Annotated in this window: 18 protein-coding genes; 9 read left to right on the top strand and 9 right to left on the bottom strand. The window is 63.0% G+C overall.

Going from position 1 to position 22277, the window contains the following annotated elements:
• Positions 1-7: 7 nt before the first annotated feature.
• Positions 8-715: a VacJ family lipoprotein gene (locus tag ACF8EF_RS07170; protein ID WP_176684866.1), complete on the bottom strand. Its 708-nt coding sequence runs from the start codon at positions 713-715 to the stop codon at positions 8-10.
• Between the two features lie 201 nt (positions 716-916).
• Here ACF8EF_RS07170 and ACF8EF_RS07165 point away from each other — a divergent pair, with 201 nt between their 5' ends.
• Complete coding sequence (locus ACF8EF_RS07165; RefSeq protein WP_176684865.1) at positions 917-1480, top strand: phosphonoacetaldehyde phosphonohydrolase-related protein; 564 nt, start codon at positions 917-919, stop codon at positions 1478-1480.
• Positions 1481-1602: 122 nt separating this feature from the next.
• Positions 1603-1866, top strand: a complete 264-nt coding sequence (locus ACF8EF_RS07160; RefSeq protein ID WP_003248815.1) for a DUF4404 family protein — start codon at positions 1603-1605, stop codon at positions 1864-1866.
• Positions 1867-1896: 30 nt separating this feature from the next.
• On the opposite strand, the gene queF is transcribed toward ACF8EF_RS07160, so the two are convergent.
• Both queF and ACF8EF_RS07150 read right to left on the bottom strand, forming a co-directional pair.
• Entirely contained in the window at positions 1897-2727 is an 831-nt protein-coding gene (gene queF / locus ACF8EF_RS07155; RefSeq protein ID WP_392461034.1) for an NADPH-dependent 7-cyano-7-deazaguanine reductase QueF, read from the bottom strand.
• 68 nt (positions 2728-2795) lie between these two features.
• The gene (locus ACF8EF_RS07150) at positions 2796-3323 is read right to left on the bottom strand and encodes a plastocyanin/azurin family copper-binding protein (RefSeq protein ID WP_392461033.1); all 528 of its coding nucleotides are present in this window, start codon (positions 3321-3323) and stop codon (positions 2796-2798) included.
• Positions 3324-3524: 201 nt separating this feature from the next.
• On the opposite strand from ACF8EF_RS07150, the gene cinR reads away from it, so the two are divergent.
• Positions 3525-4205, top strand: coding sequence for a two-component system response regulator CinR (cinR, locus tag ACF8EF_RS07145; RefSeq protein WP_176684862.1), 681 nt, complete (start codon positions 3525-3527; stop codon positions 4203-4205).
• Positions 4202-5554, top strand: a complete 1353-nt coding sequence (gene cinS / locus ACF8EF_RS07140) for a two-component system sensor histidine kinase CinS (protein WP_176684861.1) — start codon at positions 4202-4204, stop codon at positions 5552-5554. The genes cinR and cinS overlap by 4 nt, the downstream gene beginning before the upstream one ends.
• A gap of 39 nt (positions 5555-5593) precedes the next feature.
• Here the strand turns inward: cinS and ACF8EF_RS07135 are convergent, their stop codons facing one another.
• From ACF8EF_RS07135 to ACF8EF_RS07125, 3 genes are read right to left on the bottom strand one after another with little or no spacing between them, the layout of a single operon-like run.
• Positions 5594-6835, bottom strand: coding sequence for a lipoprotein-releasing ABC transporter permease subunit (locus ACF8EF_RS07135; protein WP_176684860.1), 1242 nt, complete (start codon positions 6833-6835; stop codon positions 5594-5596).
• 60 nt (positions 6836-6895) lie between these two features.
• Complete coding sequence (gene lolD, locus ACF8EF_RS07130) at positions 6896-7579, bottom strand: lipoprotein-releasing ABC transporter ATP-binding protein LolD (protein ID WP_176684859.1); 684 nt, start codon at positions 7577-7579, stop codon at positions 6896-6898.
• A gap of 7 nt (positions 7580-7586) precedes the next feature.
• A complete protein-coding gene (locus ACF8EF_RS07125) occupies positions 7587-8837 on the bottom strand; it encodes a lipoprotein-releasing ABC transporter permease subunit (protein WP_176684858.1) in 1251 nt (416 codons plus the stop codon).
• A 93-nt stretch (positions 8838-8930) separates the two neighbouring features.
• Between ACF8EF_RS07125 and ACF8EF_RS07120 the strand changes: the two genes are divergently transcribed.
• Positions 8931-9515, top strand: a complete 585-nt coding sequence (locus ACF8EF_RS07120; RefSeq protein ID WP_176684857.1) for a PilZ domain-containing protein — start codon at positions 8931-8933, stop codon at positions 9513-9515.
• A 31-nt stretch (positions 9516-9546) separates the two neighbouring features.
• Entirely contained in the window at positions 9547-10263 is a 717-nt protein-coding gene (locus ACF8EF_RS07115; RefSeq protein ID WP_176684856.1) for a glycerophosphodiester phosphodiesterase, read from the top strand.
• A 48-nt stretch (positions 10264-10311) separates the two neighbouring features.
• Here the strand turns inward: ACF8EF_RS07115 and sthA are convergent, their stop codons facing one another.
• From sthA to ACF8EF_RS07100, 3 genes are all read right to left on the bottom strand, one after another.
• On the bottom strand, positions 10312-11706 hold the full coding sequence (gene sthA / locus ACF8EF_RS07110) for a Si-specific NAD(P)(+) transhydrogenase (RefSeq protein WP_176684855.1): 1395 nt from the start codon (positions 11704-11706) through the stop codon (positions 10312-10314).
• Positions 11707-11910: 204 nt separating this feature from the next.
• Positions 11911-12909 (bottom strand): FAD:protein FMN transferase, encoded by a 999-nt coding sequence (locus ACF8EF_RS07105; protein WP_209964643.1) that lies wholly within the window; start codon positions 12907-12909, stop codon positions 11911-11913.
• Between the two features lie 179 nt (positions 12910-13088).
• Positions 13089-14552, bottom strand: coding sequence for a glyceraldehyde-3-phosphate dehydrogenase (locus tag ACF8EF_RS07100; protein WP_176684853.1), 1464 nt, complete (start codon positions 14550-14552; stop codon positions 13089-13091).
• Between the two features lie 167 nt (positions 14553-14719).
• Here ACF8EF_RS07100 and mfd point away from each other — a divergent pair, with 167 nt between their 5' ends.
• Genes mfd through ACF8EF_RS07085 form a run of 3 tightly spaced genes read left to right on the top strand, consistent with a single transcriptional unit; the run spans position 14720 to position 22073 of the window.
• Positions 14720-18169 carry a transcription-repair coupling factor gene (mfd, locus tag ACF8EF_RS07095; RefSeq protein ID WP_392461032.1) on the top strand — a complete coding sequence of 1150 codons (3450 nt, stop codon included), beginning with the start codon at positions 14720-14722 and terminating at the stop codon, positions 18167-18169.
• Positions 18170-18178: 9 nt separating this feature from the next.
• Positions 18179-18751 (top strand): CsiV family protein, encoded by a 573-nt coding sequence (locus ACF8EF_RS07090; RefSeq protein WP_176684851.1) that lies wholly within the window; start codon positions 18179-18181, stop codon positions 18749-18751.
• Positions 18752-18755: 4 nt separating this feature from the next.
• Positions 18756-22073, top strand: a complete 3318-nt coding sequence (locus tag ACF8EF_RS07085; protein WP_176684850.1) for an SNF2-related protein — start codon at positions 18756-18758, stop codon at positions 22071-22073.
• The last annotated feature ends 204 nt before the right edge of the window (positions 22074-22277 follow it).

The raw sequence follows: 22277 nt of genomic DNA, 5'->3' as shown, positions 1-22277 counted from the left end.
TCACAAGTCAGAAGTCGTCTTCGACCTCGCCATCCTTCACCTTGAACTCGCGGTTCTGCAGGTAGGCGTTACGAATGAAGATGTACTTGTCACCCTGAATCAGCTTTTCGGCCGAGAGCAGGCTGGCGCGGGTGTCGATCACGTCCAGCGCAAAAATCGAGTTGCGCGTAGGCACGTGGTCGATATAGCGATAGGGTTTGGTGTAGGTGTCCGGGTACTTGGCCACGCCGTCACGCACAGTGCTTGGGCCCAGCAGCGGGATGACAACATACGGCCCGCTCGGCACCCCCCAGTAGCCCAGGGTCTGGCCAAAGTCCTCGTCGTTGCGCTGCAGGCCCATCTTGGTACCCACATCGAAGAAGCCACCCAGGCCGAAGGTGGTGTTGACGATCAACCGCGCCGTATCCACGCCCGCCGCATGCGGCTTGAGTTGCAACACGTTGTTGGCCAGGTTGGTCACGTCACCCAGGTTGCGAAAGATGTTGTGGATGCCATCTTCGAGGAACTGGGGAGTGACCGCCTGGTAGCCCTTGGCCAATGGTTTGAGGGCATAGGTGTCGAGGGTATCGTTGAAGCGGAAGATCGGGCGGTTGACCGCTTCCCAGGGATCTTCCTCGGTGGCGGCCTGGGTGGCAGCCACGGGCGCCAGCAGCATGCTGGCGCAGACACAGGCCTGGGTGACTCGTTCGATCACACTGGCACCGATCCTACGCATAGATGTTTCTCCATCGAATTTCTCGGCCGCAAGCGCAACAGGTCGCGCTGCTATCAAGGCGGCAGTATAGAGACTTGCGGGCTGATAAACAGCCTTACACATTTTTGCTCAATATTTTGTGAACAACTGTTGCACAGCGGGCGGTGTCACAGGACGGTAACAATCAACGCATAGCCTGCGAACTATTTGGGGGAAGTTGCCATGGACACTGCGCCTGCCTTCACTGCTGTACTGTTCGGCTTGCGCGGCTGCCTGGTGCAGGCCGCCAATGGCGCTCCCTCCCCCGCCCCCGGCGCCCTGGCCACGCTTGCCAGCCTGCGTCAGCGCCAAGTGCCGTGCATCTGGCTGGATGACCTCAATACCACGCAAAGCGAGCACCTGGCCCATGTGCTGCCCGACTGGCTGCCAGGGCATGCGGTCAACGGCGTGCCCTGGCCAGCGCCAAACGCCTGCTGGCAGGCACTGATGGCGCTGGACAGCGAGCGCCTGGATGGCTGCGTATTGGTCAGCGGCGACCCGCGCCTGCTGCAGTCTGGCCTTAACGCCGGCTTGTGGACGATAGGCCTGGCCGCCTGCAGCCCGTTATGCGACCGCACTTCTGCACAATGGCAAGCCCTGGGCCCGCAAGAGCAGGATCTGGCACGCAGCAAGGCGACGCTGGCGCTGTTCAGCCTGGGCGTGCACTCGGTGATCGACCATCTGGAAGCGCTGGACACCTGCCTGCAGGACATCGCCCAGCGCCGACGCAAGGGTGAAAAACCCTGATACAGCAGCCTTGACGCGGATCATGCAAATCGGCAGCAGGTAGATTACCCTGAAGACAGGCCAGAACCTTTGCCACGTCGCCGAGGTCCATGGCTTGCCAAGCCATTGATGGAGAATAACCAATGCCTGCCCGCGAATTGCAAGAGCGCCTGAACAGCTTGCGCGAGCAACTGGACCGCAACGTACCGCTTTCGGAAGAAGAGCTGGCTGCCCTGCACGAAGAGGCGCGCCAGATCGAGGCGCAACTGAAACTTGAAGAAGCCACGCCAGACAACAACCTGGTGGACGGCGTGAACCTGGCGATCGAACGCTTCGAGGCCGACCACCCCGACCTCACAGCCACCCTGCGCAGCATTGCCAACTCGCTGCACAGCATGGGGATCTGAAATAACGGGGGCCGCAAAGCGGCCCCTGTATTACTGCCGAACCAGGCGCTTGTTATCCGGGCTGATCGCCCCGGTGCTGCGGTACGGGTTGATATCCAGCCCACCGCGGCGCACATAGCGCGCATAGACCGTCAGGTGCTCCGGCTGCAGCAGATTCTTCAAGTCCAGGTAAATCCGTTCCACACACTGCTCATGGAAGTCGGCATGTTGGCGGAAGCTGATCAGATAGGCCAGCAGGCTGGCGTGGTCCAGTGCCCGCCCCTTGTACTCGACCACCACGCTGCCCCAATCCGGCTGGCCGGTGACCGGGCAGTTGGACTTCAGCAGATGGCTGTGCAGGGTTTCTTCCACCATCCGCTCCGGGTTGCAGCGCAACAGCTCTGGCTGTGGCTGCTCGTAGTTGCTGATGGCCACGTCCAGTGCATCGATGCACTGCCCCGGCAAAGCCACCACACCCTGGGCTTCAACCTCGGCCAACGTGCGAACCTTCACCCCCACCGGCTTGCCGGCAGCGGCGGACAGGTCTTTTTGCAGGCATGCCTGCAACTCGCCCAGCGAGGCGAACACCGTCTGGTTCAGCGAGTTGAGGTACAGCTTGAATGACTTGGACTCGATGATGTTTGGCGAGTCAGCCGGGATGGCGAACTCGCCGATCGCCACCACCGGCTTGCCCGAAGGCAGCAGCCAGCTCAGCTCGAAGCAGTTCCAGTAATCCACCCCCTGCCAGGGCAAGGTCTGTGCAGTAACGCCCAGCTCGGCCCACTTGGCAGTACGCGGGATCGGGAACAGCTGCTCCGGGGAGTAGGTGGCGATGTATTCGCTGGACTTGCCCAGCGGGGAATGTTCGGCAGCGGGATGCATGGAAACTGACCTAGAGGTTCGGATTTACCTCTAGTCTAACGGTTTTGCACCCCGCCTTGCAGGGCCAGTCACTCAATGGTCAATGCCCCGACCATACCCGCCTGGTAATGCCCCGGCACGTTGCAGGCAAACTCGATGGGCGCCGATTGGCGGAAGGTCCAGGTCAGCTCGGCGCGCTGGCCGGGCATGACCAGCACGGTATTGCCAGCCCCGTGACCATGGCCGTCACCGTGGCCCATCATTTGGCCGTGGTTCATCATCTTGCCGTGATCCATGCCTTCGTGGTTCATGGCCTGGGTGAACATCTTGCCTTGCATGGCGACCATTTCCTTCTGGTGTTCGGCATGCATGGCCTTGTCGCCCAGGTTGAATTCGTGCGGCAGTTTGCCCTCGTTGACCAGCACGAAGCGCACCGTCTCGCCGGCTTTTACCTGCAGGCTTTTGGGCTCGAAGGCAATGTCCTTGAGCACCACGTTGACCGTACGGGTGGCCTTGGCCGCCGGGGCAGGCTCGCCAAAGGCGAAGGTCTGCGCCTGGCCAGCAACAGCCGGCAGGCTACCCAGGGCAAGGGTGGCGGCAATGAGCAGGTGTTTCATGATGACTCCGGGTTACACAATCGGGATGAAGCCACGTTAGCCGGGGGCGACTGGCAGCTACCTGACAGGCACATTACAACTTTGTCAGCTTGGGCGAGCGGGCACATCGTCACGTATCATTTCAGCCATCACATTGCTCCTGTGCTAGCAGGGTAAAACAACGCCCATTGGCTACGCTAACTTTCAGATTATGGACAGTGCATGAAACTGCTGATCGTCGAAGACCAGGCCCGCACCGGCCAGTACCTGAGCCAAGGCCTGAGCGAGGCCGGCTTTGCCACCGAGTTGGCTACCGATGGCGAGACCGGCCAGTTCCTCGCCCTGACTGGCGACCACGACCTGCTGATCCTCGACGTGATGCTGCCCGGCCGCGACGGCTGGCAGATCCTTCAGGCCGTGCGCCAGGCTGGCCTGGATACCCCAGTGCTGTTCCTGACCGCCCGCGACGCCGTCGAGGATCGTGTGCATGGTCTGGAACTGGGCGCCGACGATTATCTGGTCAAGCCGTTCGCCTTTTCCGAACTGCTGGCCCGGGTACGCAGCCTGCTGCGCCGAGGCACCAGCCCGAGCCAGGACACCACCCTGTGCCTGGCCGACCTGCGTCTGGACCTGATCCGCCGCCGTGCCGAGCGTGCCGGGCTGCGCATCGACCTGACCGCCAAGGAGTTTTCACTCCTTGAACTGCTGCTGCGCCGCCAGGGCGAGGTGCTGCCAAAATCGCTGATCGCCTCGCAGGTATGGGACATGAACTTCGACAGCGACACCAACGTGATCGAAGTGGCCATCCGCCGCCTGCGCCTGAAGATCGACGACCCACACCCCAACAAGCTGATCCACACCGTACGCGGCATGGGTTACGTACTTGAAGAGCGCACCGAGTGATGCGCCGGATTTCCCTCGGCAGCCGCCTGGCCCTGCTGTTCGCCGCCTGCACCGCCACCGTCTCGCTGGGCGCCGGCCTGTTATTCAGCCGGGCCAGCGAGCAGCACTTCATCGAGCTCGACCAACAACTGCTGGACTCGCGCCTGTCATTGTTCCGTACGCAACTGGCTGGCGTCAGCACGGCTGATGAACTCCAGGCCCGCCTGCCTGCCCTGCACGATGAACTGAGTCACCAGGCAGACCTGGCCCTGCGTATCAGCGCCAGCAATGGCGTTACCTGGTTCGAAAGCCGCAGCGGGCTGCCGCTTGCAGCGCAGGCCACCGGGCTGGCCACCCTGCATGCGCCAGGCATCGACTACCGCAGCCTGTCCGTACCCCTGATGCAGAGCGCCATGCAGTCGCCGCGACTGACCCTGTACCTCGACATCACCCACCACCAGCACTTCCTCCAAGGCATGCAACGGCTGATATGGCTGACGGTCGGCCTGTCGGCGCTAACCACCGCACTACTGGGTGCCTGGGCCGCCCGCAGCGGCCTGCGACCATTGCGGCAGATGGGCCAGGTGGCCGCCAGCGTGTCAGCGCGCTCCCTCACCACCCGTCTGCCGGTGGCGCAGATGCCCGAAGAACTGGCCGAACTGGCCAGCAGCATGAACGCGATGCTGCAGCGCCTGGACGATGCCTTCCAGCGCCTGTCAGCGTTTTCCGCCGATATCGCCCACGAGTTACGTACGCCGCTGTCCAACCTGCTGACCCACACCCAGGTCACCCTCACCCGCCCACGCAGCCTCGAAGAATACCGCGAGGCGCTGCATGGCAACCTGGAAGAACTGCAATGGATGGCGCAGATGATCAACGACATGCTGTTTCTGGCCAAGGCCGACCACGGCCTGCTGGTACCGGGCCACGCGCCTTTGGCGCTGCATGACGAGGTGGATGCGCTGCTGGAGTACTATGCGCCGCTGGCCGAAGACAGCGACGTGCAAATGCTGCGCGAGGGTGAAGCCGTGCTGCTCGGTGACCAGCATATGCTGCGCCGGGCGCTGTCCAACCTGCTGGACAACGCCATGCGCTTCACGCCGGCAGGAGGACAGATAAAGGTAACCTTGGGGCCGGGACCGACGATTAACGTGGCCAATACCGGGCTGGCTATCGACCCGGCGGCGCTACCGCGGCTGTTTGACCGGTTCTACCGGGTGGACCCGGCTCGGCGGGAAGGCAGCAGCGAGCATGCAGGGCTGGGCTTGGCGATTACCCGGTCGATCGTGCAGGCCCATGGCGGGTGCATACGGGCGGAGTGCGAGGGTGGGTGGACCCGATTCGTGATCGACTTCACTCAAGATCGGTAACCCTGGGGCGCTTTACGCCCCCAGGATCTCAGGCAAGCATCAAACCGCCAGGCCAATCGCCGGCTGCACCTGCGACGCCCGGTAGGCCGGGTAAATGGTCGCCAGGAAACTCATCACCAGGCCGGCGGTGCAGATGATCGCCACATCCCCCCACTGTAACTGCGACGGCAAGCTGCTGACGAAATACACATCCGACGTGAAGATGTGCTGCCCGCTCACCCGCTCCAGCCAACCGACAATCTGACTGACATTGAACGCCGCAATCACGCCCAGTACGCCACCAATCAGCGTGCCGACAATGCCGATCAGGCTGCCCTGGACCATGAACGTACCCATGATCTGCGCCGGCGTGGCACCCAAGGTACGCAGGATGGCAATGTCCGGCCCCTTGTCGTTCACCACCATCACCAGGGTGGCGATGATATTGAACGCCGCCACCGCGATGATCATCATCAGCAGCAGACCGATCATGGTCTTTTCCATCTTCATGGCGCTGAACAGGCTGCCCTGGGTATGCGACCAGTCATCGGCGCGGTAGGCGTCACCAAGCCCGGCAGCAATCGCCTTGGACACCTGCGGAGCGGCATACAGGTCGTGCAGCTTCAGCCGCACACCTTGCACCTGGCCTGGCGCCCAGCGTTGCATCTCGGCGGCATCCGCAACATGGATATAGGCCTGCGACCCATCCAGCTCGGCGCCGACCTTGAAGATGCCAACCACGGTGAGGCGCTGCATGCGCGGGGTGATGCCACCCGGTTCCTTGCTGATTTCCGGCACGATCAAGGTCAGCTTGTCGCCGGTATTCAGACGGAAGCGGCGTGCGGTCAGCTCGCCGATGACCACGCCGAATTCACCTGGCTGCAAGCCCTGCAGGCGGCCTTGGACGATGTGCTGGCCAACGATGGAAACCTTGCCCTCCTCGGCCGGGTCGATACCCCCCACCTGGATCGGCTGCATGGCGCCCTTGTACGACAGCATGCCTTCCATCTCGGTAATCGGCGCCACTGCCATCACCGCCGGGTTCTTCATGGCTGCATCGGCCACCTTGTGCCAATCGTCCAGCGGCTGCAGGCCAAGGATGGCGGCATGCGGCACCAGGCCGAGAATGCGCGAGCTCATTTCGCGCTGGAAGCCGTTCATCACCGACAGCACCACGATCATCGCCAGCACGCCCAGCGACAGGCCGATCATCGAAGTCATCGAGATGAACGAAATGAAGTGGTTGCGACGCTTGGCTCGGGTGTAGCGCGCGCCGATAAAGATGGGCAAGGGTCTGAACATGTACGAAATCACCCAATGAAAACAGGAAAACGGGGCAGCACCTGCCACCCCGGCAGTCGATCAGATGGCCACCAGGTGGCCATCGTCGAGCTTCAGCACACGGTCCATCTGCCGCGCCAGGTTGAGGTCGTGGGTGACCACCAGGAATGCCGTGCGCGAGGCACCGGACAGCTCCTGCATCAGCTCCTGGATGCCCTGGGCGGTATGGTGGTCGAGGTTGCCGGTCGGCTCGTCGAGCATCACCAGGCCGGGGCGGTTGACCAGCGCCCGGGCAATCGCCACGCGCTGGCGCTCGCCGCCGGACAGCTCGGCCGGCTTGTGGCTCAAGCGGTGACCCAGGCCTACCCGCTTGAGCAGCGCCTCGGCACGCTCCCGGGCCTCGGGGATGGGCGTTCGGCCGATCAGCAACGGCATGCACACGTTCTCGATGGCGGTGAATTCCGGCAGCAGGTGGTGAAACTGGTAGACAAAGCCCAACTCACGGTTGCGCAGCAGGCCACGGGCACGCTCGCCCAGTGCCGACAGCTCTTCGCCAGCCAGCCATACGCTGCCTTGGGTCGGCCGGTCGAGGCCGCCCAGCAGGTTGAGCAAGGTACTCTTGCCAGAGCCGGAACTGCCGACGATGGCCACCCGCTCACCGGCCTGCAGCTCCAGGTTGAGCCCGGACAGTACCTGCACCGACTCCGGGCCCTCGTCGTAGGACTTGCCCAGGTTGCGGCAACTCAGAACGGCTTTATCACTCATGCGCGACTCACTCATAACGTAGCGCCTCTGCAGGCTGGGTGCGGGCCGCACGCCAGGCCGGATACAGGGTGGCGAAGAAACTCAGGACCAGTGCCGCACCGCAGACCATGTACACGTCCTGGGCCAGGATCTGCGACGGCAGGTAATCGATGAAGTACACGTCGGCGTTGAGGAACTTGTGCCCGATCAGTTTCTCGATGCCAGCGATCGCCGCGCTCACGTTTAGCGCCGCGAAGATCCCGACCACGGCGCCGATCAGGGTACCGATCACCCCAATCACCGTGCCCTGGACCATGAAGATGAGCATGATCTGCCCGGGCGTGGCGCCCAGGGTGCGCAGGATGGCGATGTCGCCGCGCTTGTCGTTGACCACCATCACCAGGGTGGAAATGATGTTGAACGCTGCGACCGCCACGATCAGCAGCAACAGCAGGCCGATCATGGCCTTTTCCATACGGATCGCCTGGTACAGGTTGCCGTGGGTACGGGTCCAGTCACGGCTATAGAATTCCTGGTCGCCCAGCTGCTGGGCGATGCTCCAGGCTACGCGCGGCGCCTGGAACAGGTCGTCGAACTTCAGGCGCAGGCCCTGGACCTGGTCGGGCCTCCAGCGGTGCAGGCGGGACAGGTCGCTGATATTGGTCAGGCCCAGGTAGCCATCGATCTCGCCCGCGCCAACGTGGAAGGTGCCGACCACGGTGAAGCGCTTCATGCGCGGGAACATGCCGGCGGGGGTCACGCTGACCTCGGGGGCGACGAAGGTGAGCTTGTCGCCGATGGCAACGCCCAGCTTGGCCGCCGCCTTGTCGCCGATCATGATGCCCCACTCGCCCGGTGCCAACTGGTCAAGGCGGCCTTGCTGGACGAAGTTGTCGATGATCGACACCTCGCGCTCGCGAGCGGGGTCGATGCCATTGAGCAGCACCTTCTGCACCTTGCCATCATGGGTCAGCAGGCCCTGCATCTGGGTGAACGGCGCAACCGCTACCACCTGCGGATTCTGCTTTACTTGTTGGGCAAGGGCCTGCCAGTCGGCAATGGGCTGGCCGCTCTCCAGCGTGGCATGGGGAATCATGCCCAACACGCGGGTGCGCATCTCGTGGTCGAAACCGTTCATCACCGACAGCACCACGATCATCACCACCACGCCCAGGGCGAGGCCGATCATCGAGGTCAGGGAAATGAACGAGACGAAGTGATTGCGACGTTTGGCACGGGTATAACGCGTGCCGATGAATGCGAAAAGAGGTCTGAACATGTCGGGGCTTGTTCGGATGAAAGGGAACGTCCTTGTGGCGAGGCGCCTACGACGGCTTTACACTCGGACCACCGCCGCTACCTTGGGTTCGCCATGACGACATTAGACGAAGAAGATCGCCGCGAATACTACCGCATCGAAGATCGGATCGCACTTCAAATAAGCCCCCTTAGCGCGGCCGAAGCCCTCGAGCCAGATGTGTTGCAAGATGATTCGCCGTTATTCAACCTGCTCAGCGAGCTGCACCTGTCCGACTTCGAGTCGCAACACCTGTTGCGCCAGCTGAGCGACAAGGACCGCACCCTCGCCGCCTTCCTGCGAGCACAGAGCAAGCGCCTCGACTTGCTCAGCGCGGTGGTTGCGCAAACCCTGCTTGGCGAAGTCGGCGAGCCACTACCGGTGGTCATTTCCGAAGGCGGCATCGAATCCGTCCAAGCCACACCGATTGCCCCCGGTACCCGGGTGAAAGTGAAAATGGTGCTGATGCCGCGCGCCCATGGCCTGCTGCTGCGCGGCAGAGTCAGCCATTGCGACCCTCGCCCGGAGGGCGGCTTCGAGGTCGGCACCGAGTTCATCGACATGACCGACGCCCAACGACAACTGCTGGCCCGTTACATCCTGCAGCGCCAGCAACAACAACGGCGCCAGCAGCTGGAACTGAACGACCCCGCCTCCTGAGCCAATTTTTCCCTGATTTGAAGGAACGAACGTGACCCTGATCTACGGCCATCGCGGCGCCAAGGGCGAAGCACCCGAGAACACCCTGAAAAGCTTTCAGCAATGCCTGGCACATGGCGTGACCCGCTGCGAGCTGGACCTGCACCTGTCATCCGACAACGAACTGATGGTCATCCACGACCCCACCCTCAAGCGCACCACTGGCCGGCGCGGCAAAGTAGTCGAGCACCCGGCCGCCGAACTGGTCATGATCGATGCCCGCAAAGGCGGCCCGGGCCATGTGCAGCCCTGCCCGATCCCGAAACTGGAAGAGCTGTTCAAAAAATGCCCGTTCGAGCACTGGCAGCTGGAAGTGAAAAGCGCCTCGCGCACCCGTGCGGCTACCACTGTCCTGGCGATCCGTGAACTGGCCCAGCAATATGGCCTGCTGGACAAGGTGACCATCACCTCCAGTTCACGCGAAGTACTGGGCGCCGCCCTGGAACTGGTGCCAGACGTGAAGCGCGGGCTGGTGGCCGAATACGCCTGGCTCGACCCGCTGAAGGTGGCACATAACTATGGCTGCGAGCTGCTGGCATTGAACTGGACACTGTGCACCCCCGAGCGCCTGCTCAAAGCACAGGGCCAGGGTTTGCATGTGTCGGTGTGGACGGTCAACGAGCCGGCACTGATGCGCCGGCTGGCTGACTTTGGTGTGGACAGCCTGATTACAGACTTTCCCGGTTTGGCCAAGACCACCCTCGGGTAGGGTTGAAATCGGTCTCTCCGACCGGCTCAGGCCACCGGTCGGAGCCGCTCAAAAAAGCCGGTTCAGGCCGTCATAGGCAGCTACCCGATAGGCTTCGGCCATGGTCGGGTAGTTGAACGTGGTGTTGACGAAGTACTTCAGGTTGTTGTGCTCACCTGGCTGGTTCATGATCGCCTGGCCAATGTGGACAATTTCCGAAGCCTGGTAGCCGAAGCAATGCACGCCGAGGATTTCCAGGGTTTCGCGGTGGAACAGGATCTTCAGCATACCCTGCGGCTCGCCGGCGATCTGCGCACGCGCCATGCCCTTGAAGAAGGCCTTGCCCACTTCGTACGGTACCTTGGCCTGGGTCAGTTCCTGCTCGTTCTTGCCGATCGAGCTGATCTCCGGAATGGTGTAGATACCGGTCGGCACGTCGTTGACGAAGCGCCAGCTGCCATTGTCGACAATGCTGCCAGCGGCCGACCGGCCCTGGTCATGGGCCGCACTGGCCAGGCTTGGCCAGCCGATCACGTCACCGGCGCCATAGATGTTCGGCACGGCGGTGCGGTAGGCCTCGTCGACCTCGATCTGGCCGCGACTGTTCACCTTGATGCCGATGTTTTCCAGGCCCAGCTTGTCGGTGTTGCCGGTACGACCGTTGCACCACAGCAAGGCGTCGGCCTTGATCTTCTTGCCCGACTTGAGGTGCAGGATCACCCCGTTATCCAAACCTTCGACGCGCTCATACTCTTCGTTGTGACGCACGGTGATGTTGTTGTTGCTGAAGTGGTAGCTCAGTGCCTGGGAAATTTCCGAATCGAGGAAGCTCAGCAGTTGGCCACGGTTGTCGACCAGCTCGACCAATACGCCCAGGCCACTGAAGATCGAAGCGTATTCGCAACCGATCACGCCGGCACCGTACACGATCAGCTTGCGCGGGGTATGGCTGAGGCTGAGGATGGTGTCGCTGTCGTAGACGCGCGGGTGGTGGAAGTCGATGTCGGCCGGGCGGTAGGGGCGCGAACCAGTCGCGATGATGATGTGCTTGGCGTTGAGTTTCTCGACCACCCCGTTCGGGCACACCACTTCCACGGTTTGCTCGTCGGCGAAGCTGCCGGTGCCGAAGAACACGTCGACGCGGTTACGGGCATAGTAGCCAGTGCGCGATGCCACCTGCTTGGCGATGACCTTCTCGGCGCTTTTCAGCACGTCCGGGAACGAGAACCAGCGTGGCTCACCGATGGCACGAAACATCGGGTTGGTGTTGAACTGCATGATCTGCCGCACCGAGTGACGCAGTGCCTTGGACGGAATGGTACCCAGATGGGTGCAGTTGCCACCGACCTGGCGACGGTCATCGACCATCGCTACCTTGCGCCCTGCTTTGGCGGCGTTCATTGCCGCGCCTTCACCGGCCGGGCCGGAACCCAGCACCACTACGTCGTAGTTGTAGACAGCCATGCGTACTCCTTCAGAACTGGCCCGCAAGCCACGGTCGCTCGCGGGGCACGATCATGCCGCCGGGGCGCCATGAGAAAATTCGGGTGCAGTCTAATCAACCCTGAACGCCGCGCACATTAACCCTTGGTCGCGTCGTAGGCCAATTTCGCCCGCACTACATATGCTTCACCCATTCCCTGGCGGCAATCATCCCTGCTTGTGCTTTCACTGGCCTTTCACTGCCCGTTCGAACGCGGGCGTAGCTCGGGAGACGAAGCCACCCTCCGCCCGAGTCACCAAAACCGCCGCCAGGTCATGCGCCACGGCAAAATCCCAGCCTCGCTGCGGCCCCAGGATGAGCAGCAGCGTCGAATAGCCGTCGGCCTGCAGTGCTGAGGCGTCCAGCACCGTAACGGCCGCCAGGTCATGCTCGACCGGTCGCCCGAGGCGGGCATCGAAGGTGTGCGAATAGCGCCGGCCATTCTGCTCGAAATAGTGCCGATAGTCACCCGAGGTTGATACTGAAAGGCTATTGACCGGGATGATCTGGCGGGCGACCTGCCGGTCTTCGCGGGGCAGTTCCAGGGCAATGCGCCAAGGGCCGCCGTCAGGCTTGCGGCCAACCGCCTTCAACTCGCCAGTGACCTCGGCAACAAAACTGCTGACACCCATGGCCTGCAGGCGCGCAGCGATCAAGTCGACAGCATGGCCGGCGACGATGCTGTTGAAGTCGAGCTGCACCGGGGCATCCTTGCACAGGGCTCGACCTTTGACGCGCAGGTGCTGGTAACCCACACGCCGGCGTACCTGGGCCAGTGCCTGTGGTTCGGGCACCTGCTCGTGACGGGCCTGAGGGCCGAAGCCCCACAGGTCGAGCAAAGGCTCCACCGTGAGATCGAAAGCGCCATCGCTCTGTTCGGCAAGGTGCTGGCCGAGGCTGACCAATTCGAGCATATCGGGCGGCAGGGCCAGGCACTGGCCGGCGGGTAACCGGTTGAACTGGCTGACGATGGAATCGCCGCGGTAGGTCGAGTAGTGGTGGTCGATGTCATGCAGGATGGTTTCAACCGCCCTCTGCACCTGGGCTGGCACCGGACCACCAGGCTCGCGGACGTACTGGATGCTGTAGCTGCTGCCCATGGTCGGGCCACCCAGGCGCTCCAGGGTGGGGCCCTGATTGCAGGCGGTGAGTAGCAGCAGAATGAACAGTAGGGCTGTGCGCACAGTAGGGTTTCTCGGTTGCCGGTGCTGGCCTCTTCGCGGGTAAACCCGCTCCTACAGGGGCAGTGATAATCCTGTAGGAGCGGGTTTACCCGCGAAAGGGCCAGCACTGACAACACACATTCAGAATAAAAAAAACGGGAACCCGAAGGTTCCCGTTTTTTCATTGCCTTACAAGCGAATCAGCGTGGAAACGCTGGCGGGTTCACACCGGCCATGTCTTCCATCACACGAACCACCTGGCAGCTATAACCGAATTCGTTGTCGTACCAGACGTACAGAACAACGCGGTTGTCGTTGGCGATGGTCGCCTCTGCGTCAACCACACCGGCGTGGCGCGAGCCCACGAAGTCGGTCGAAACCACTTCCTGCGAAGCCACGTAGTCGATCTGCTTGTGCAGCTCCGAGTGCATGGCGGTCTGGCGCAGGTACTCGTTGATCTCGTCGCGGGTGGTGGCCTTTTCCAGGTTCAGGTTCAGGATGGCCATCGAAACGTTCGGCGTCGGGACACGAATGGCGTTGCCGGTCAGCTTGCCCTTCAGCACTGGCAGTGCCTTGGCAGCAGCGGTGGCGGCGCCGGTTTCGGTGATTACCATGTTCAGCGGCGCGGCACGGCCACGGCGGCTGCCCTTGTGGAAGTTGTCGATCAGGTTCTGGTCGTTGGTGAACGAGTGAACGGTTTCGACGTGGCCGTTGACGATGCCGTACTGATCGTTGATGGCCTTGAGCACCGGCACGATGGCGTTGGTGGTGCAGGAGGCCGCCGAGATGATCTTGTCATCGGCAGTGATGTCACCGTGGTTGATTCCGTGCACGATGTTCTTCAGCGCGCCCTTGCCAGGTGCGGTGAGGATCACGCGGGCAGCACCCGGGCAGGCCAGGTGCTGGCCCAGGCCGTCGGCGTCACGCCAGACACCGGTGTTGTCGACGATAAGCGCATTGTCGATGCCGTACTGGGTGTAGTCGACTTCGCTCGGGTTCTTGGCGTAGATAACCTGGATCAGGTTGCCGTTGGCAGTGATGGTGTTGTTGGCTTCGTCGATGGTGATGGTGCCATCGAACGGACCGTGCACCGAGTCACGGCGCAGCAGGCTGGCACGCTTGACGAGGTCGTTTTCGGCGCCCTTGCGCACGACGATGGCACGCAGACGCAGGCCGTCACCACCACCGGTCTTCTCGATCAGGATGCGCGCCAGCAGGCGGCCGATGCGACCGAAACCGTACAGGACAACGTCGGTGCCTTTGCGCGCCGACGCGTTCTGCTGGCCAACCACGTCGGCCAGCTCTTCACGGACGAACTGCTCGGCAGTGCGGCCATTGCCTTCCTGCTTGAACTTGTTGGCCAGCTTGCCCAGGTCGACCGATGCGGCGCCCAGTTTCAGCTCGCTCATGGCCTTGAGCAGGGGGAATGTCTCGTGGACGGACAGTTCGGTTTCGTCGGTTTGGCGGTGGCGCGCAAAGCGGTGCGCCTTGAGGATCGAGATAACCGAACGGTTGATCAGGCTGCGGCCATAAATCGAGCTCACCACGTTGTTATTGCGGTAGAGCTGACCGATAAGCGGGATCATCGCTTCAGCCAGGGCTTCACGATCAATCCACTCACCAAGACACTGGTCGGGCTTCTGAGTCACGGGAACCTTCCACATGTAGGGACAGAAAAAAGGGGCTACATTATGACGCCCCAACGCGGAACCGGCAATGAGTGCCTGTCGCAGCGACGCAAGCCAGTGCTCATGCCCTTTCGAGCCTGACAGCCGACACTGTCACCGGTACAATCGGTCTCTTTGCCGCAACGCTTGGAGTGCAATCTCCCGTGTCAGTTCTGCGCCTACCGCAAATGTCGGCCACGGCCGGCAAACAAACCTGGGGCAACCTGCCCGGTGCCGCCCTCAGCCTTGCCATCGCCGAAGCCGCCAGCAGCGCTGGCCGCTTCACCCTGCTGCTGACGGCCGACAGCCAGGCCGCCGACCGTCTGGAGCAGGAGCTGCGCTTCTTTGCCCCGGACCTGCCCGTGCTGCCGTTCCCCGATTGGGAAACCCTGCCCTACGACCTGTTCTCGCCGCACCAGGACATCATCTCCCAACGCATCGCCAGCCTGTACCGCCTGCCGGAGCTGAGCCACGGCATCCTCGTGGTGCCGATCACCACCGCCCTGCACCGCCTGGCGCCCACGCGCTTTCTGCTGGGCAGCAGCCTGGTGCTGGATGTGGGCCAGACCATCGACGTGGAGCAGATGCGCACGCGCCTGGAGGCCAGCGGCTATCGTTGTGTCGACACCGTCTACGAGCATGGCGAGTTCGCCGTGCGCGGTGCACTGATCGACCTGTTCCCGATGGGCAGCAAACTGCCCTATCGCATCGACCTGTTCGATAGCGAGATCGAGACGCTGCGCACCTTCGACCCCGAGACCCAGCGCTCGATCGACAAGGTGGATTCGGTGCGCCTGCTGCCAGCACGCGAATTCCCGATGCAGAAGGAAGAAGTGACCCGCTTCAAGGCACGTTTTCGCGAGCGCTTCGACGTCGACTTCCGCCGCAGTGCAATCTTCCAGGACCTGGCCAGCGGCATCATCCCCGCCGGTATCGAGTACTACCTGCCGCTGTTCTTCGAAGAAACCTCGACCCTGTTCGACTACCTGCCGACCGACACCCAGGTGTTCTCGCTACCCGGTGTGGAACAGGCCGCCGAGCACTTCTGGAACGACGTGCGCGGGCGTTATGAAGACCGCCGCGGCGACCTCAGCCGGCCGCTGTTGCCGCCGGCCGAGCTGTTCCTGCCGGTGGAAGATTGCTTCGCCCAGCTCAAGCAGTGGCCCCGGGTGGTGGTCAGCAGCGAAGCGCTCGACCCTGGCGCGGGCCGCGAGCGCTTCCCGGCGCGCGCCCTGCCCAACCTGGCCATCGAGGCCAAGGCCAACCAGCCGCTGGCCGAGCTGGCCAACTTCCTCGACCAGTTCCCCGGCCGCGTACTGTTCACGGCCGAATCAGCAGGCCGTCGTGAAGTGCTGCTGGAGCTGCTCGAACGGCTGAAGCTGCGCCCACAGACCGTCGAAGGCTGGGACGATTTCATTACCGGTGCCGAGCGCCTGGCGATCACCATCGCCCCGCTGGACGACGGCCTGCTGCTGGACGACCCAGGCCTGGCCCTGATTGCCGAAAGCCCACTGTTCGGCCAACGGGTGATGCAGCGCCGGCGCCGTGACAAGCGCGGCGAAACCGCCAACGACGCGGTCATCAAGAACCTCACCGAGCTGCGCGAAGGTGCGCCGGTGGTGCACATCGACCATGGCGTCGGCCGCTATCTGGGCCTGGCCACCCTGGAAATCGACGGCCAGGCCGCCGAATTCCTGACGCTGGAATACGCCGAAAACGCCAAGCTGTATGTGCCGGTGGCCAACCTGCACCTGATCGCCCGCTACACCGGCAGCGACGACGCCCTGGCACCGTTGCACCGGTTGGGTTCGGAGGCCTGGCAGAAGGCCAAGCGCAAGGCCGCCGAACAGGTCCGCGACGTGGCCGCCGAACTGCTCGACATCTATGCTCGCCGCGCCGCACGCAAGGGCTACGCGTTTGCCGACCCGTCCGTCGACTACGCCACCTTCAGCGCCGGCTTCCCGTTCGAGGAAACCCCGGATCAGCAGGCCGCCATCGAGGCCGTGCGCGCCGATATGCTGGCACCCAAGCCAATGGACCGCCTGGTCTGCGGCGACGTGGGCTTCGGCAAGACCGAAGTGGCCATGCGCGCAGCGTTCATCGCCGTGCACAGTGGCCGTCAGGTGGCCGTACTGGTGCCCACCACCCTGCTTGCCCAGCAGCATTACAACAGCTTCCGCGACCGCTTTGCCGACTGGCCCGTGACCGTGGAAGTGATGAGCCGCTTCAAGTCGGCCAAGGAAGTGGCCGCCGCCGCCGCGGACCTTGCCGAAGGCAAGATCGACATCCTTATCGGCACCCACAAGCTGTTGCAGGACGACGTGCGTTTCAAAGACCTGGGCCTGGCCATCATCGATGAAGAGCACCGCTTTGGCGTGCGCCAGAAAGAACAATTGAAGGCGCTGCGCAGTGAGGTCGACATCCTCACCCTGACTGCCACGCCGATTCCGCGCACGCTGAACATGGCGGTGGCGGGCATGCGCGACCTGTCGATCATCGCCACACCGCCAGCACGCCGCCTGTCGGTGCGCACCTTCGTCATGGAGCAGAACAAGAGCACGGTCAAGGAGGCGCTGCTGCGCGAACTGTTGCGCGGTGGCCAGGTGTACTACCTGCACAACGATGTGAAAACCATCGAAAAATGCGCCGCCGACCTTGCCGAACTGGTGCCTGAGGCACGCATCGGCATCGGCCACGGGCAAATGCGCGAACGCGAGCTGGAACAGGTGATGAGCGATTTCTACCACAAGCGCTTCAACGTGCTGGTGGCCTCGACCATTATCGAAACCGGTATCGACGTGCCCAGCGCCAACACCATCGTCATCGAGCGCGCCGACAAGTTCGGCCTGGCCCAGCTGCACCAGCTGCGTGGCCGGGTTGGCCGCAGCCACCACCAGGCTTACGCCTACCTGCTCACACCTACCCGTCAGAAGGTCAGCGCCGACGCCGAAAAGCGCCTGGAGGCAATCGCCAACACGCAAGACCTGGGCGCAGGCTTCGTGCTGGCCACCAACGACCTGGAAATCCGCGGGGCCGGCGAGCTGCTGGGCGAAGGCCAGAGCGGGCAGATCCAGGCGGTGGGCTTCACCCTGTACATGGAAATGCTCGAGCGTGCGGTCAAGGCAATCCGTAAAGGTACCCAGCCGAACCTTGAGCAGCCACTGGGCGGCGGCCCGGAGATCAACCTGCGCCTGCCGGCACTGATCCCCGAAGACTACCTGCCTGACGTGCATGCGCGCCTGATCCTGTACAAACGCATTGCCTCGGCTGCCGACGAGGAAGGCCTCAAGGACCTGCAGGTCGAGATGATCGACCGCTTCGGCTTGCTGCCGGAGCCGACCAAGAACCTGATGCGCCTGACGTCGCTCAAGCTGCACGCGGAAAAGCTCGGCATCAAGAAAGTCGATGCGGGGCCCAACGGTGGCAAGCTCGAGTTCGAAGCCGAAACCCCGGTCGACCCACTGACCCTGATCAAGCTGATCCAGGGCCAGCCCAAACGTTACAAGTTCGAAGGCGCTACCCAGTTCCGCTTCCTGGTACCGATGGAACGCCCCGACGAACGTTTCAATACCCTGGAGGCGCTGTTCGAGCGCCTGACCCCACAGCCTGCCTAAGGAAGACCCATGCGTGCCATCCGTTGCCTGACCCTGCTGCTGGCGCTGTTCGCCCCGGCTGCCTTCGGCGAAGGCCTGTATCAGGTAGAAATGATTCTGGTGCGGCAGAACAGCGTGCCCGCCTTCACCAGCCCGTTCGCCCCCGAAGACTGGAGCGCTGGCGCCCCACGCCTGAGCAAAGACGCCGAGCACCGCCTGGCACTGGAAGATGAAGCCACCCGCCTGGCAGCCACAGCCGACTACACCGTGCTCATGCACAAAGCCTGGCAGCAGCAGGTGGGCAGCGAACCCAGCCGCATCGCCGTGGGCGAAGGCACCGAACAGTTCGGGCACTTCCCTATCGAAGGCAACCTGAGCATCGCTGAAGGCCGCTTCATCACAGTCGAGGCCAACTTCTGGGTCAACCAGCTGGATGGCAACGGCAACGTGCTGCAAAGCGAGCAGTTCAGGCAGAGCAACAGCAACGTCAAGGGCGGCCAGCTGACCTTTCTCGACGGTGGGCACCTGGCAGTGCTGCTGAAGGTGACACCACCGGGCACGCCGAAAATGCCAGTGATGGACCCGGAGATGATGGAGCAGTAAGCCCATGAAGCACGATGCTGCCGAGATGGTGAACGCCTATCCGAACTGGATTCAATCATTCAGCAAGGCCACCCTGCAGCGCGGTGAGCGCTATGCCGAGGAAGGCAGGGTCGAACTGGAAGGCATTCATGGGCAGAGCATAACGGCCAATTGCCAGGGAAGCGGCAACAACCACTACCGGCAACACATCGAGTTGCACGTTGCGGGCGGCCGGTGCCATGTGCGCGGCGAATGCGATTGCCCGGTACGACACAACTGCAAGCATTGCGCCGCTGCACTTTTCTGCGTGAGCGACCGCTTTTCCAACAGTGAGGTAACGCAAGCCAACCCGGGCACCTTGTCCGCCGAACTGCAGCACTGGTTGAGCGGCCTGGAGCAGGCCCCGCCCAAAGCCGACGCTACCGAAGACAAGCGTGGACGCATGGTGTGCTATCAGCTCCAGCTCACCGACGATGCCGGCTGCGCCCTGCTTGTCCGCAAGGGCACGCGTACGGAGGATGGCATCCGCTTCAGCCGCGTCCAGTCACTTTACGATTTTCTCTACGAGCCACCGCGCTTCGTAACAGACGAAGACACCCGCATTCTGCGTCTGCTCTCGGCCCTGAATCAGGGTGGCGGCCAGGATCGCGGCTACAGACTGAAGGGCCACGAAGGTGGTGAGTTGTTCCAGCGCGCCCTCGAAACCGGGCGAATGTTCTTCGATACCGACTTCCCCCTGCTTCACGAAGGCCCGGTGCGCCATGCCGAGTTTCGCTGGGTACGCCTGGACAACGGAAACTACCGGGGGCGGTGGTACAGCGGCGAAGAGACGCTGCGCTGCGTCATCCCGCTGCTGCCGCTTTACTACTTGAACCTGCTGACCCGTGAAGTGGGCAAGGTCGAACACAGCCTGGATCCGCACGTCGCCGTTCAGCTGACCATCGCACCCGATGTACCGGAACACCTTGTCGTACCCTTGAGCCACAAGCTCAATGCCCTCAGCCACAAGGTGCCGACGCCGACGCAAGTGCAGGAGCAACTGCTCGATAACATCCAGCCAAAGCCCCTTCTTGCTCTCGGCAGCCTTGAATACACCGCCTACATGCCAAAAACCGGTCGCATGCAGCGGCAAATGCAACATCGCGCCGCACTGGCGTTCGATTATGACGGCTTGCAGGCCAGCGGCACCGACGAAAAGCCGCTGACCCGCCTGGCGGGCAGCACCAGCCAGCGCATTCGCCGCCAGACTCAAGCCGAGCAGGCGCTGCGCCAGATGCTGCGCGATTTCGGTTTCAAACCCGCCACACGCCAGAGCAAGGCCCTACCCGACAGCGCCGGCGAAATGTACCAGTTGCCGGACGACGAAGCCTGGCTGCACTTTGCCCGCGAAGGCCTGCCGCGCCTGCGCGAAGCCGGCTGGGACATCGACATTCACCGCGACTTCGCCTTCAACCTGCAGGAGGTGGACGACTGGTATGCGACCATCAACGAAGCGCCCGGCCATGAATGGTTCGACCTGGAACTAGGCATCGTGGTCGATGGCCAGCGCCACAGCCTGCTGCCGATCGTGTTGCAACTGTTGCGCAGCAGCCCGGAGCTGCTACGCCCTAGCGAACTGGCCCGGCGCAGTGACGATGAACACCTGCTGATCGACCTCAACCGCGGCCGTCTCGATGCCCCCGCTTTGCGCGTCGCCCTGCCTTACGGCCGCATCAAGGCCGTCATGGGCACCCTGGGCGAGCTCTACTTGCATGAGGACACGGCAGGCCCGTCCCTGCGCTTGGAGCGCGCCGACGCCGCGCGCCTGAACGAAATCGAAGGCCTGCCCCTGCACTGGGAAGGTGGCGAGCATGTACGCGATCTGGGTCGCCGCCTGCGCGATGCCCGCGACCTGCAGGTAGAACCGCCCACCGGGCTGCAGGCCAGCTTGCGCCCTTATCAGCAGCAAGGCCTGAACTGGCTGCAGGCCCTGCGCGAGATGGGTACCGGCGGCATCCTCGGCGACGACATGGGCCTGGGCAAGACCCTGCAGGCCTTGGCCCATCTGCTGCTGGAGAAACAATCCGGGCGCCTGAGTACACCGGCCCTGGTGGTCATGCCAACCAGCCTCATACCCAACTGGCTGGACGAAGCCCAGCGCTTCGCGCCCGACCTGCGCGTCCTGGCACTGCATGGGCCGGGGCGCAGCAAGTACTTCACCAAGCTCCATGAGTACGATCTGGTCCTGACCACTTACGCCCTGATGCCACGCGACCTCGAACAGTTGCGCCCCCAGGCCTGGCACATGCTGATACTGGACGAGGCGCAAAACATCAAGAGCAGTAGCAGCAAGGCCGCCCTCGCCGTCTGCGAGCTACAGGCCGGCCAGCGCCTGTGCCTGACCGGCACGCCGATGGAAAACAACCTGGGCGAACTGTGGTCGATCTTCCACTTCCTGATGCCTGGCTGGCTGGGCGACCTGAAGCGCTTCAATCAGGATTACCGCAACCCGATCGAACGCCACGGTGACAGCGAGCGCATGACCCACCTGGCCAGCCGCATCCGGCCGTTCCTGCTGCGTCGCACCAAAGAGCAGGTGGCCACCGAGCTACCGGCCAAGACCGAGATGGTGCACTGGGTCGAGCTCAGTGATGCACAGCGCGATACCTACGAGGCCGTGCGAGTGGCCATGGACCAGAAAGTCCGCGATGAAATCGCCCGCAATGGCGCCGCACGCAGCCAGATCGTGATCCTCGACGCGTTGCTCAAGCTGCGCCAGGTGTGCTGCGACCTGCGCCTGGTCAAGGGGGTAGAAAGCAAAGGCAACCAGGCCGACAAGGGCAAGCTGGGGGCGCTGCTGGAAATGCTCGAAGAACTGCTCAGCGAAGGGCGCAGGGTGTTGTTGTTCTCACAGTTCACCTCGATGCTGGCGCTGATCGAGCAGGAACTCGAGAAGCGCAAGATCCGCTACAGCCTGCTGACCGGTGACACTCGCGACCGTCGCACGCCAGTGCAGCAGTTCCAGCAAGGTAACAGCGAAGTGTTCCTGATCAGCCTCAAGGCGGGGGGCGTTGGCTTGAACCTGACGGCAGCGGACACCGTGATCCACTTCGACCCCTGGTGGAACCCGGCCAGCGAAAACCAGGCTACCGATCGTGCCTACCGCATCGGCCAGGACAAGCCGGTGTTCGTGTTCAAGCTGATTACCCGGGGTACGGTGGAAGAGAAGATCCAGCTGCTGCAGCAGGAAAAGGCAGCACTGGCAGCCAGCCTGCTGGACGGCGGGCAGGCTGGGCAATGGCGGCTTGGCGATGAAGAAATCGAGGCCCTGTTTGCGCCATTGCCCGGAAAGCGCGGGCGGTAGGCCAAAGGGGATAGAGCGTAGGAGCGGGTTCACCCGCGAATGGGCCGGGCCTGCTGGCCAATCTCCACCTGCCGCTCACCGTTGCCGCCGCTACCGTATTCGCGGGTAAACCCGCTCCTACAACGCAATGGGTGGTGGGCACACATCGGAGGTTGGACGCAGGCCGTCGTAGGCGCGGGTTTACCCGCGAAAGGGCCGGCCCTG

This window comes from Pseudomonas sp. zjy_15, from assembly GCF_043101865.1.
Taxonomy (GTDB): domain Bacteria; phylum Pseudomonadota; class Gammaproteobacteria; order Pseudomonadales; family Pseudomonadaceae; genus Aquipseudomonas; species Aquipseudomonas putida_Y.
Note: the sequence above shows the minus strand (reverse complement) of the source record. Positions and strands in the feature narration are given on the sequence as shown.